This is a genomic window from Xenorhabdus sp. TS4, from assembly GCF_014467265.1.
GTDB classification, from domain to species: domain Bacteria; phylum Pseudomonadota; class Gammaproteobacteria; order Enterobacterales; family Enterobacteriaceae; genus Xenorhabdus; species Xenorhabdus ehlersii.
In genome coordinates this window covers 97,498-109,294 of record NZ_NKHQ01000008.1, presented here as the reverse complement: position 1 = coordinate 109,294, position 11,797 = coordinate 97,498, and the positions used below count along the sequence as shown (strand labels likewise).

Sequence of the window (11,797 nt, the reverse complement as noted above, 5' to 3'; positions counted from 1 at the left end):
ATATCATGAAAACGCCCCTAAATATTATTGTTGGCATATTTGTTTCGCCGACCGACACCAACCAATACTCTGAAGTGTGGATACCGTCTTATGGAGCAAAACCCGCAGTCACAGCTAAAGCTACTTGTCACCCGAGGTAAGGAGCAAGGCTATTTGACCTATGCTGAGGTCAATGACCATCTGCCGGAAGATATCGTCGATTCTGATCAGATAGAAGATATCATCCAAATGATCAATGACATGGGCATCCAGGTAATGGAAGAAGCACCTGATGCCGATGATCTCATGTTGGCAGAAAACACAAACGACACAGATGAAGACGCAGTGGAAGCGGCTGCGCAAGTGCTATCTAGTGTTGAGTCAGAAATCGGTCGTACCACCGATCCGGTTCGCATGTACATGCGCGAAATGGGTACGGTTGAACTCTTGACTCGCGAAGGTGAAATTGACATTGCAAAGCGCATTGAAGATGGCATCAACCAAGTGCAGTGCTCCGTTGCTGAATACCCTGAAGCGATTACTTACCTGTTAGAACAATACGACCGTGTTGAATCCGGCGAGAGTCGTCTGTCCGATTTGATCACGGGTTTCGTTGATCCTAACGCAGAAGAAGATCTTGCCCCAACTGCCACTCACGTTGGCTCAGAACTTCCTCAGGAAGAACTTGACGACGATGATGACGACGATGACGATGATGACGATGATGCTGACAGCGAAGAGGATAACAGCATCGATCCAGAACTCGCTCGCCAGAAATTTTCGGAACTGCGTGAACAACATGAACTGACTCGTCAAGCGATTAAGACATACGGTCGTAGTCATCCTAATTCCGCAGCAGAAATATTAACTTTATCTGAAGTCTTTAAACAGTTCCGCCTGGTACCAAAGCAGTTTGATCATCTGGTCAACAATATGCGTTCCATGATGGATCGTGTACGTCTTCAAGAGCGTCAGATCATGAAGATGTGTGTTGAACAGTGCAAAATGCCGAAGAAAATCTTCATCACGCTGTTCTCTGGCAATGAGACCACTGATACATGGTTCACCGCTGCAAAAGCAATGAACAAGCCATGGTCTGACAAGTTGCTGGAAGTTGAAGAAGAAGTTATGCGTAGCCTGCAAAAGTTACGCCAGATCGAAGAAGAAACAGGCCTGACCATTGAACAGGTCAAAGACATCAACCGTCGCATGTCAATCGGTGAAGCGAAAGCCCGCCGTGCGAAAAAAGAGATGGTTGAGGCCAACCTGCGTCTGGTGATTTCGATTGCGAAGAAATATACCAACCGTGGCCTGCAATTCCTCGATTTGATCCAGGAAGGTAATATCGGTTTGATGAAAGCGGTTGATAAATTTGAATATCGTCGTGGTTACAAATTCTCAACTTACGCGACATGGTGGATCCGTCAGGCGATCACTCGTTCTATCGCGGACCAGGCACGTACCATCCGTATCCCAGTACATATGATTGAGACCATCAACAAACTCAATCGTATCTCCCGCCAAATGTTGCAGGAAATGGGTCGTGAACCTTCACCGGAAGAGCTGGCAGAACGTATGATGATGCCTGAAGACAAGATCCGCAAGGTACTGAAAATTGCCAAAGAACCCATCTCCATGGAAACCCCTGTGGGTGATGATGAAGACTCACATCTGGGCGATTTTATCGAGGATACTACTCTCGAACTGCCGCTGGATTCAGCAACTTCAGAAAGCCTGCGCGCAGCAACTCACGATGTGCTAGCTGGTCTGACTGCACGTGAAGCGAAAGTTCTGCGTATGCGTTTTGGTATCGATATGAACACTGACCATACCTTGGAAGAAGTGGGTAAACAATTTGATGTAACCCGCGAACGTATTCGTCAGATCGAAGCAAAAGCACTGCGTAAACTGCGCCATCCGAGCCGTTCTGAAGTACTGCGCAGCTTCCTTGATGACTAACCAATAAATTTGGTGATAAATCTAAAAAGCGTCTGTTTCGGCAGACGCTTTTTTATTAACGATTGCAATTTTATTCACGGAAGAATGCATAATGTTCAAATAATGGCTTAAATCCCATACGTGCATACGATGGACATCTTGCAGGAACACCATCCAGATACCATTCTTTTACACCCTGCCGTTTAGACTCACTCAGAACATGATGCATCAAAGCTGTAGCATATCCCTTACCCTGCATATCGACTAAAGTCCCAAGATCGTCAAGGCGAGCATGATCCTGCACTCGTGATAACGTCATTGCACTCACTGGTTTTTCATCTACATATAATGCATAGTGCTGGAGTTGTTTTCCGGCTAAAAGTGCTGCTTCATGGCTCTTCTGATATTGTGAAGCAATATTTTGCCCTACATTAAAAGCATTATCTATTGGAGTCGTCCAATCTGCTAAACAGTGATTGACACACCTGATATCATATTCACTGTGGAACCTATCTTCTATCTGCCAATTTTCAAGATCGAGCCGCATCGATATCAATAAACTTTCCGGATCATAAACAAACCCAGCCTGATTGCTCACTTTCTGAATATGTTCATACCCTCCAGCGGTCACAATACTAAAAGGCTGTTCACACCTTTCTTCCATTAATTGGATACCCGTTTCTAACGCCTTAACGACACTTGGATCGTTTTGGGTTACCAACAAGAAATTAAAGAGCGAACTATTTATCCCCGTCACATATGCCCACACATGTTCACTCACATGCTGATGGATCTGACTGATGGATGAGTAAAAATAATCTTCAAGTCGTAAATGGTTTAAAATGTATACTGAAGTATTATGATTATTCATATCAACTCACAAAGTGTATTATGGGAAGCAATGAAAATATGGAACATGGCTAGTAATACCCCACCAGATTACAACAAAGTACACTAAATAATCACAAAACTTATCAAAAAATAGACAGACATCACCAGAAACAGCCCGAAATGACTTATCGAATTCTTAAATAATATGAAAATATACTGACCATTGTATATAAAGTGCGCATATGAATTTTGGGGACTAGACCTAGCACCAGACTGTGCCGTATAATCCCCGCAGTTCAACGGCCCCTTAGCTCAGTGGTTAGAGCAGGCGACTCATAATCGCTTGGTCGCTGGTTCAAGTCCAGCAGGGGCCACCAGAATTATCAAGGGGTTGCATCAAAAGTGCGACCCCTTAGTTTTTTCTAGGATACCCATAGGATACCTTCTGGCAGTAGCGTGAGGTATAACTGATTAACACCGCTACGGTAATGAACCGCTGCCCGTTTCACAACCATCATAGCGCGGACGAGCTTTTCTTTATTCTTGAAGGTAACGGCACTTACCGTTTTGGCTCCAATGAACTTTCGATCGAGAAAGGTGATGTTGTAAGCGCTCCGGCGGGAGGGCAAGAGACCGCCCATCAAATAATCAACACCGGTTCAGTTCCATTGCGCTATCTTGCTATTTCAACAAATGTTTCAGCAGATGTGATTGAATATCCAGACTCGGGCAAGTTTCAGTCTGTGTTAAAGCAACAAGACGGAAAGTGATTTCATTTTGTTGGGCGGGTAAGCGACGAAGTTGATTATTGGGACGGAGAACCTGGAGCGTAACAACCTAAAGTAGTCAGGAAGACGCGATAATTAGGTAAGTGCCTCCTTGCCGATAATTCGGGGTAAGCAGGATTAATCTGACGCTGCCACTTGAAATTTATTGAGTACATATTTTCTTTCATGATATGAATAAAGTTGTTTCATTGATTATTTATGGCAAAAAAATCAATGTCCAGATTAAAATATTAATCTCATAAGTAACCATAGTGATTATTATCAATCTTTTTATCACTTACATTACTAAAAAATGCACTCACTAAATCCATTACTCTTGATATAAGCATCCGCAAAACCAATATAAAAAATCCAACTCAATATTCAATCAAATAATTTTAAATTAACAGGCCAAATAAATATCCATATACACAACCGCAGTTAATGAATCCTAAAGGCAAATAAAAAGCAGAGATAAAATCGAACAGAATTCAGCAACACACTCAATGAAATCTATAGTAAAGTGATAGTTGTAGCAGTGTTGTAAGAATTTATTTAAACTATTCTGCACAACCTAACTATTTCAAAATCTATCTTGTCTTATTTAACACGAGAAAAATAATGAAAATTTCACATAAACTATTAATCAGTCTGGCTTGCATCGTCACGCTTGCAGGCTGTGCTCGTAACGTACCAATATTAACGCCACAAACCACCATCATGACGCAGAATTCATTGCCTTCCGTAAAAAAAGCCATTTTGGAAGCAGGTAAAAAACGCAAATGGGTAATGACCGAAGTCTCTCCCGGGGTTATTGATGGCTTCCTGAAAAACCGCCAGCATGACGTACAAATACGTATCAACTACACCGCCAAAAACTACGCCATCAATTATGTCAAAAGCCATAAACTAAGAGAGAGTGATGGGAAAATTCACCGCAACTATAACCGTTGGGTCAATAACCTGGATAAAGACATTCAGTTAAACTTAGCCCTGCAGGCTAATCAATAAACACCAACTTTAAAGCCTATCCCAATCGATGAAAACATCCTGATCAGATAGGCTTTAGTTTGTTAATCTGCTTTCTGACTATAGACATATCGGATATCTGGATATATGACTGCACCCTATAATTATGACAAAGATGAATTCAGTGCACTTGAAGCGATTACAGAAGCTCAACGCATTGCTTTCGCTCCTATGCTATTTCAAACTGCAATCGGATTGCGTGATTGCGGGATTTTATCTTTCTTAGATAAAAACCATAAAAATGGTGCAACTAAAGATGAGATTTGCAGAAACTCCGAATTAGACAGCTACGGTGTGGGTATTTTGCTAGATATGGGATTGAGTGGCAAAATTATTCTCAAACAAAAGAATCGTTATTTCCTCAGTAAGATTGGGCATTACTTATTACATGACAAGATGACTCGCGTCAATATGGATTTTACTCAAGACGTCTGTTATCAAGGGCTATTTCACCTGAAAGAATCTCTTCTGAAAAATAAGCCTGCCGGATTAAAAGTGTTCGGAGAATGGTCAACTATTTATCCTGCCCTCAGCCAATTACCCGAACCTGCGAAAACAAGTTGGTTTTCATTTGACCATTTTTATTCTGATTCCGCCTTTAATGCAGCATTGAAAACAGTTTTCTCCATGAAGCCTAAAGTGATTTATGATGTTGGTGGCAATACAGGAAAATGGGCATTGCGCTGTTGCCAATATGACAGTAAAGTCAGTGTCACTATTCTGGATTTACCCCAGCAAATAAAATTGGCTGAAGAAAATATACGCAGCCAGGGAATGGCTGATCGTATTTTCGGCTATCCTGTTGACATGTTATCGGATAACAAATTACCCACAGAAGCCGATATTTGGTGGATGAGCCAATTCCTGGATTGTTTTTCCGAAACACAAATTATAGGCATTTTACGCAAGATCTCCGCAACCATGAAGCCTGATGCTCGAATTTGTATCATGGAGCTGTTTTGGGACTGCCAGCCTTTTGAAGCAGCAGCTTATAGCCTTAATGCTACCTCGCTTTATTTTACTTGTATGGCAAATGGTAATAGTCGTTTTTACAGCATTGATGATTTTACCCAATTCCTCAATAAAGCTGGGTTGGTTATAGAAAACCAAATTGATCAGTTAGGGCTGGGTCACACCTTACTGATCTGCAAGAAGAAGTAACGAACGGTATTTCATGAAATTGACATTGGATATTACAGACTGGCAAGCCATCGCCCCAGGCCTTTCTCTTACTGACGAATGGCACAAATGGTCTGCGACATTACCAGCCACTATTGATAAATCACAGCCATTAGAAAAATGTGCCCAATTACCGATGATGACAGCCCGCCGTTTAAGCTCCGGCAGTCGTCTTGCCGTGGATTGTGGCTTGAGTATCCTGCGGCGCAATCAAGTCGATGCCATTGTCTATACCAGCCGTCATGGTGAGTTGGAGCGCAATTACCAAATATTGCAGAATCTGGCGCAAAAAGAGCATGTTTCTCCAACCAATTTTGCCATGTCAGTTCATAACTCCTCTGTAGGCAATTTAACCATTGTCGCTAAGGCTCCTTTGGTTTCCTCTTCCGTTTCGGCCGGTATTGATAGTTTCCAGCAAGGGTTATTTGAAGCTTTGACACTGCTTCATGCAGGTCATCGTAAAGTCCTGCTTGTCGATTTTGAGGGTGAGATCCCCAGCTTTTATCACAATGTCATCGATACCCATACTCCAACCTATCCATTTGCGGTAGCTCTGCTGCTGGAGCAAGGTACGGGTTTGTGTTGTACAAAGCAATCTTCAACGGAAACAGAGCCGAGTCTGCCTCAAGGCCTCCAGTTTCTTCATGGCTGGCTACAAGGAGAACAGAACTTTATTGTTTCAGGGGATCATTGCCGGTGGCATTGGAGTCGATAAGATGATGAAAAGGATTTCAGTCAATATCACTGAACGCATTAACTGGCTCTGGCGTCTGCTCATGACCGGATTCTGTTTTATCCTGTTTGGCGTAGGTGGGTTACTACTCTCTCTTATTTGGTTTAACTTATTGCTGGTTTTCCAACGCAATGAAGATAAGCGTTGCCACCTTGCACGCCATAGCATTTCATGCAGTTTTCGTCTGTTCCTTTTTTTGACCAGAAAATTGGGGATACTGGATTACCATTTCAATGGATTGGATAAAATCCGTATGGATAAAGGTTGCCTGATTGTCGCTAATCACCCCACTTTGCTGGATTACGTTATTCTGGCATCAAAATTGCCAGATGTGGATTGCATCGTAAAATCGGCATTACGGCGCAATCCCTTTGTCAGCGGCGTAATCCGCTCTACACGTTACCTGATCAACAGGGATGCAGAAACTTTGCTTCCTGTCTGTCGCGAGCGACTGGCTTCTGGTCACAATATCCTGATTTTCCCTGAAGGAACCCGCACGACCCCCGGACAGCCTATTTCACTGCAACGTGGAGCCGCCAATATCGCCGTGAGATGTGAGTGCGATTTACGGATCATACATATTACTTGCAGCCAAACGATGCTGGATAAAAAAAGCAAGTGGTATCAAGTCCCACCGAAAAAACCTATTTATACGATCACTATTGGTGAACAACTCACCAATGAAAATTTTGCTGTTGATATAGAAAACGGGCATGCCATCGCTGCTCGCCAACTCAATCGCCAGCTTACTCAATTACTAACACCATCAAACTAATAGACGTCGGATACGATGATGCAAGAGTTACATATTGAAATAAAACAATTAATTATAGACACCCTGAATTTGGAAGATCTTACACCTGCGGATATTGAAACCGATGCCCCCCTGTTTGGCGACGGATTAGGCTTAGATTCAATCGATGCTCTGGAACTGGGGCTGGCAGTAAAAAACCGTTATGGCATCGTATTATCCTCTGAAAGCGAAGAAATGCGTCAACACTTCGCTTCTGTCGCCACGCTGGCAGCTTACATCCAGTCACAGCAAGCATAAGAACAGGTGTCATCATGGAAACACAAGCAATTTTTCAGGAAGTCTCCCAATTATTAGTTCAGTTGTTTGAGCTGTCTCCCGAAGACATTACGCCTGAATCACGACTCTATGAAGATCTGGAACTCGATAGCATTGACGCCGTTGATATGGTTGTACATTTACAGAAGAAAACTGGGCGAAAGATCAAACCCGAAGCATTCAAGTCTGTTCGTACCGTACAGGACGTCGTGGATGCCGTGGAACAATTGTTGAAAGAACAATAATCAGCAAACATTTGGGTAGTTAATTGAATCTGTTGCTTTTATTGCTCCGTATTGCCAATGCCGTCATGTTAATCGCCTGGCCTTTTTTGGTCTGGGCGATGGTTAACTATGGGCAATTTCATGCCATGTTGATTGTTATTATTCTGTTTTTTGTTTTGCGATTATTAGCAAGCAAACAGCAAACTCACAATCAACAAAAAACCGGCTGGATATTATCCATAGCAGGAATAACGTTAGGGATAGCCAGCTTATTGCTGCGCAACCACCAACTTCTTATGTACTACCCTGTGGTTGTTAATGCCGTTTTACTGATTCTGTTTAGCAGCTCATTGCGTTACGGGCCACCTATCATTGAAAGGATGGCCCGTATCAAAGAACCTGATTTACCCCCAAAGGGGATTATCTATACACGGAAAGTGACGTACATCTGGTGCCTGTTCTTTATGTTCAATGGTGCAGTGTCACTGGGAACTTGCTTGTATAACAATATGACCCTATGGACATTGTGGAACGGAATGGTGAGTTATCTATTAATTGGATTGCTCGTTTCCATTGAATGGCTGGTACGCCAACGGGTAAAAAAATGATGAAAGCACAACCTATATCCCAATGGCTATCAGAGGATAATTGTTCCAACCGATTAGTCAGTTGGGGCAATCACGCTATCAGTTTGAATAAACTTCAGCAGGATGTGACCGCGTTATATTTACGCCTGAAAAACCTGCACCTAGAAGATCCAAAACACACCGCTTTCCGCTGGGCTCTCTGTTTTGACGATAGCTATTACTTCTGTGTCGCACTGCTGGCAACACTGCATGCCGGCCAAATTCCTGTTATTCCCGGTCATTGTCGTGAAGCGCAATTGCAGGAGCAGCAGCCTCTGTTTGATGGTGTGTTGACAGACTTACCCCTGACCTTGTCCTGTCCTTGCTGGCAGATCATATCGTCTGACCCAGAAATTGATGCTAGCGAACAAGCCTCACTTAACATCACATTGCCAGCCATCTCACCGGATGCCACTTTGGTGATGTTCACTTCTGGTTCTACGGGTATTCCTCAACAAGTGTCCAAACCCATTGCCGTCATGGATCTTGAATCCCAGTGGCTGGCTTCGCTGTGGGGAGATAAGTTGCAATCCTGCGTGGTCAGAGCTTCAGTCAGCCACCAGCATTTGTATGGTTTAACTTTCCGCATCTGGCTGCCAATGTCATTGGGTTTACCATTCGATCGTAAAATGGTGGAATTTCCTGAGCAGCTGACCAATAGCCCACGTTGTGCGCTGATCAGTAGCCCTGCTTTTCTGCAACGGCTAGATGAGAAACTCCCCGCTCCTGATTGCACATTTGTCGTTTCTGCGGGTGGACCTTTGCCTTTTGCCGATGCGAAACGAACAATGCAGTGGCTCAACACGCCTCCTAATGAAATTTATGGCTGTACCGAAACAGGCATCGTGGCTTGGCGAAACCGTAAAACGGACAATGAGGCCTGGACAACATTTGAAGGAGTTTCACTCCAGCAAGATGAAGAAAAGAATGTACGCGTCTATTCTCCCCTTCTTCCTGAGCCTTTTGGTCTGGTTCTGGACGATCAGTTTGCCTTCGATAGCCAGGGTAACTTTGCTTTATTAGGGCGCCGAGATCGTCTGGTGAAAATTGAAGAAAAACGCATTTCCCTGTCAGAAATCGAACGTCGGCTGTGTGAAATTTCTGGGATCATTGACGCGGCTGTATTACCTATTAATCGAGGTAAACGCAATAGCATTGGTGCGGTCGTCGTTTTAGATCATGAAACCAACAAGCTTTATCAACAACAAGGAATTCGCGAACTGTCACAAAATTGGCGTCATCAGTTAAAGCCTTGGCTGGAATCTGTCGCATTGCCACGTTATTGGCGAGCCGTTGAAACCATTCCCTTGAATGCCCAAGGCAAGCGCTCATGGCCTGCATTACAGGAACTATTTAATGAAACCCATTGAAATTCATCGCGAGCAACCTGCCCCAAATGAGATCACTGTACAACTGTATTTAGATCCCAGTTTGGACTGGTTCCGGGGGCATTTTCCCATTCAGCCACTTCTGCCGGGAGTAGCTCAAATCGATTGGGTCATGCATTACGCCCAAACCTTGTTGGTACCGAACTGGTCTTTCTCTTCGATTGAAATGGTGAAATTCCAGTTCCCTCTGCAACCAGGCGATAAACTGCGATTGAACATCAAATGGGACGAAAAAAAGAACCTCCTAACCTTCCATTATGACGTAGCAGCCCAGAACGGAAGCGAAGGCCAGACTGCAAGCCAGGGAAAAATAAAGCTATGTCAGTGAGTGTGAATACGATTACACCCTGTGTGATTATTCCTTGTTATAACCACGGCATAACCATGCCTGCGGTACTGGAAAGGTTATCCCCTTATCATCTCCACTGTTTTATCGTGGATGATGGCAGTGAAGCCGATACTCAACATCGTCTTGAGAATTTAGCCAAATCCGTTCCTAATGTAACACTTATCCGCCTTACACATAATCAGGGCAAGGGTGGTGCCGTCATGGCAGGAATGCGGGCAGCCGCGGATTCAGGGTATAGCCATGCTTTACAAGTTGATGCCGATGGTCAACATTGCCTTGAAGATATTCCTCTATTTTTGGCAAAGGCTCAGCAGTATCCCGATCACTTAATTTCCGGCAGTCCTAAATATGATGTTTCCGTACCAAAATCCCGCCTTTATGGACGCTATATCACCCATTTCTGGGTTTGGGTGGAAACACTTTCTTTGTCTATTAAAGACAGTATGTGTGGCTTTCGTGTCTATCCATTGATACCCACGCTACAACTGTTGGCTAACAAAGATGTCGGTCATCGCATGGATTTTGATATTGAAATCATGGTACGGCTTTATTGGCAGGGAACAGAAAGTAAATTTGTGCCAACAAAAGTCACTTACCCTGAAAATGGTTTATCCCATTTTGATGCTTTGAGAGATAACCTCAGCATTTCATGGATGCATACCCGCCTGTTTTTCGGCATGTTACCGCGCATACCTTCATTATTATGGCGTAAACGATTATGGCGTAATCACTGCCATTGGTCAGATATTCAAGAACGCAAAGGGTTGTTAGGCATGAAGTTCATGCTGACGGTCTATCGATGGTTCGGACGCAAGCCTTTTGAGTGGTTGCTCTACCCTGTTGTTGGCTATTTTTGGGCAACTGGCGGCTCACAACGTCAGGCATCCAGCCAATACCTTGAAAGACTAAAACAAACCTTGCAGCACAAAGGTATTGCTATTCCACCAGACCTTGATAGTTACCGCCACTACCTGCGTTTTGGCAGAGCCATGCTGGATAAAATCGCAAGCTGGCGTGGTGATCTGAAATGGGGAAAAGATATTGAGTTTGCGCAGGGTGCAGAACAAACGCTTTTGGATGGCGACTCAGGTGGGAAACTGCTGCTCGTTTCACATTTGGGAGACATTGAAGTCTGCCGGGCACTGGCACAACAAGCGGGTAAACAGACTATCAATGCATTGGTTTTTACTGAACATGCTCAACGTTTCAAACAGATCATTGAAGAAGTTTCACCACAAGCGGGGATCAATTTATTGCCCGTCACGGATGTAGGAGCCGATACCGCTATCATGCTGAAAGAAAAAATTGACGCTGGCGAATGGGTCGCCATTGTCGGTGATCGGATTGCCGTTAATCCCGCCAGAGGTAACTCCCAGCGCATTGTATGGAGCCAATTTCTCGGTCATCCTGCCCCCTTTCCGCAAGGGCCATTTATCCTTGCTGCCGTGTTGCGTTGCCCAGTGTTGTTGATGTTCGCTCTCCGGCAAAATAACCAATTCAAAATTTATTGTGAGCACTTTGCCAATCCCCTGGAACTGCCACGTAAACAAAGAGAACAGGCGTTACAGCAAGCTGTGGATCTCTACGCTTCCCGCCTGGAACATTATGCCCTGCAATCCCCGCTCGATTGGTTTAACTTTTTCGATTTTTGGCAATTACCGTCTGCCCGAACCAATAAGGAATAA

13 protein-coding genes and 1 tRNA gene are annotated in these 11,797 nt (G+C 43.9%); 13 read left to right on the top strand and 1 reads right to left on the bottom strand.

Features of this window, described 5'->3' with window-relative positions; translation table 11 throughout:
• Positions 1-90 precede the first annotated feature (90 nt).
• A complete protein-coding gene (gene rpoD, locus Xets_RS06335; protein WP_099130779.1) occupies positions 91-1,938 on the top strand; it encodes an RNA polymerase sigma factor RpoD in 1,848 nt (615 codons plus the stop codon).
• Between the two features lie 70 nt (positions 1,939-2,008).
• On the opposite strand, the gene Xets_RS06330 is transcribed toward rpoD, so the two are convergent.
• Complete coding sequence (locus Xets_RS06330; RefSeq protein WP_099130780.1) at positions 2,009-2,788, bottom strand: GNAT family N-acetyltransferase; 780 nt, start codon at positions 2,786-2,788, stop codon at positions 2,009-2,011.
• A 261-nt stretch (positions 2,789-3,049) separates the two neighbouring features.
• Between Xets_RS06330 and Xets_RS06325 the strand changes: the two genes are divergently transcribed.
• The 12 genes from Xets_RS06325 to Xets_RS06270 all read left to right on the top strand — a co-directional run bounded on the left by Xets_RS06325 (position 3,050) and on the right by Xets_RS06270 (position 11,797).
• Positions 3,050-3,125: transfer RNA gene (locus tag Xets_RS06325), tRNA-Ile, on the top strand.
• Positions 3,126-3,236: 111 nt separating this feature from the next.
• A complete protein-coding gene (locus Xets_RS06320) occupies positions 3,237-3,518 on the top strand; it encodes a cupin domain-containing protein (protein ID WP_099130781.1) in 282 nt (93 codons plus the stop codon).
• 618 nt (positions 3,519-4,136) lie between these two features.
• Positions 4,137-4,526, top strand: a complete 390-nt coding sequence (locus Xets_RS06315) for a hypothetical protein (RefSeq protein ID WP_099130782.1) — start codon at positions 4,137-4,139, stop codon at positions 4,524-4,526.
• Between the two features lie 105 nt (positions 4,527-4,631).
• The gene (locus tag Xets_RS06310; RefSeq protein WP_099130783.1) at positions 4,632-5,705 is read left to right on the top strand and encodes a class I SAM-dependent methyltransferase; all 1,074 of its coding nucleotides are present in this window, start codon (positions 4,632-4,634) and stop codon (positions 5,703-5,705) included.
• A 13-nt stretch (positions 5,706-5,718) separates the two neighbouring features.
• Positions 5,719-6,438 carry a beta-ketoacyl synthase chain length factor gene (locus tag Xets_RS06305; protein ID WP_099130784.1) on the top strand — a complete coding sequence of 240 codons (720 nt, stop codon included), beginning with the start codon at positions 5,719-5,721 and terminating at the stop codon, positions 6,436-6,438.
• Position 6,439: 1 nt separating this feature from the next.
• Positions 6,440-7,231 carry a lysophospholipid acyltransferase family protein gene (locus Xets_RS06300; protein WP_370588210.1) on the top strand — a complete coding sequence of 264 codons (792 nt, stop codon included), beginning with the start codon at positions 6,440-6,442 and terminating at the stop codon, positions 7,229-7,231.
• A gap of 18 nt (positions 7,232-7,249) precedes the next feature.
• Positions 7,250-7,507, top strand: coding sequence for a phosphopantetheine-binding protein (locus Xets_RS06295; protein WP_099130785.1), 258 nt, complete (start codon positions 7,250-7,252; stop codon positions 7,505-7,507).
• A gap of 14 nt (positions 7,508-7,521) precedes the next feature.
• The gene (locus Xets_RS06290) at positions 7,522-7,770 is read left to right on the top strand and encodes an acyl carrier protein (protein WP_222941528.1); all 249 of its coding nucleotides are present in this window, start codon (positions 7,522-7,524) and stop codon (positions 7,768-7,770) included.
• Between the two features lie 23 nt (positions 7,771-7,793).
• Positions 7,794-8,357, top strand: coding sequence for a hypothetical protein (locus tag Xets_RS06285; RefSeq protein WP_244208646.1), 564 nt, complete (start codon positions 7,794-7,796; stop codon positions 8,355-8,357).
• Positions 8,354-9,745, top strand: a complete 1,392-nt coding sequence (locus Xets_RS06280; RefSeq protein ID WP_187651341.1) for an acyl-CoA synthetase — start codon at positions 8,354-8,356, stop codon at positions 9,743-9,745. The genes Xets_RS06285 and Xets_RS06280 overlap by 4 nt, the downstream gene beginning before the upstream one ends.
• Entirely contained in the window at positions 9,732-10,091 is a 360-nt protein-coding gene (locus Xets_RS06275) for a hydroxymyristoyl-ACP dehydratase (protein WP_187651340.1), read from the top strand. The genes Xets_RS06280 and Xets_RS06275 overlap by 14 nt, the downstream gene beginning before the upstream one ends.
• The gene (locus Xets_RS06270; RefSeq protein WP_099130789.1) at positions 10,082-11,797 is read left to right on the top strand and encodes a glycosyltransferase; all 1,716 of its coding nucleotides are present in this window, start codon (positions 10,082-10,084) and stop codon (positions 11,795-11,797) included. Before Xets_RS06275 ends, Xets_RS06270 begins: the two co-directional genes overlap by 10 nt.

Excerpts from the sequence above, each read along its gene's own strand:
- rpoD (WP_099130779.1), top strand. The coding sequence starts at position 91 with ATGGAGCAAAACCCGCAGTCACAGCTAAAGCTACTTGTCACCCGAGGT.
- Xets_RS06330 (WP_099130780.1), bottom strand. The coding sequence starts at position 2,788 with ATGAATAATCATAATACTTCAGTATACATTTTAAACCATTTACGACTT.
- Xets_RS06320 (WP_099130781.1), top strand. The coding sequence starts at position 3,237 with ATGAACCGCTGCCCGTTTCACAACCATCATAGCGCGGACGAGCTTTTC.
- Xets_RS06315 (WP_099130782.1), top strand. The coding sequence starts at position 4,137 with ATGAAAATTTCACATAAACTATTAATCAGTCTGGCTTGCATCGTCACG.
- Xets_RS06310 (WP_099130783.1), top strand. The coding sequence starts at position 4,632 with ATGACTGCACCCTATAATTATGACAAAGATGAATTCAGTGCACTTGAA.
- Xets_RS06305 (WP_099130784.1), top strand. The coding sequence starts at position 5,719 with ATGAAATTGACATTGGATATTACAGACTGGCAAGCCATCGCCCCAGGC.
- Xets_RS06300 (WP_370588210.1), top strand. The coding sequence starts at position 6,440 with ATGATGAAAAGGATTTCAGTCAATATCACTGAACGCATTAACTGGCTC.
- Xets_RS06295 (WP_099130785.1), top strand. The coding sequence starts at position 7,250 with ATGCAAGAGTTACATATTGAAATAAAACAATTAATTATAGACACCCTG.
- Xets_RS06290 (WP_222941528.1), top strand. The coding sequence starts at position 7,522 with ATGGAAACACAAGCAATTTTTCAGGAAGTCTCCCAATTATTAGTTCAG.
- Xets_RS06280 (WP_187651341.1), top strand. The coding sequence starts at position 8,354 with ATGATGAAAGCACAACCTATATCCCAATGGCTATCAGAGGATAATTGT.
- Xets_RS06275 (WP_187651340.1), top strand. The coding sequence starts at position 9,732 with ATGAAACCCATTGAAATTCATCGCGAGCAACCTGCCCCAAATGAGATC.
- Xets_RS06270 (WP_099130789.1), top strand. The coding sequence starts at position 10,082 with ATGTCAGTGAGTGTGAATACGATTACACCCTGTGTGATTATTCCTTGT.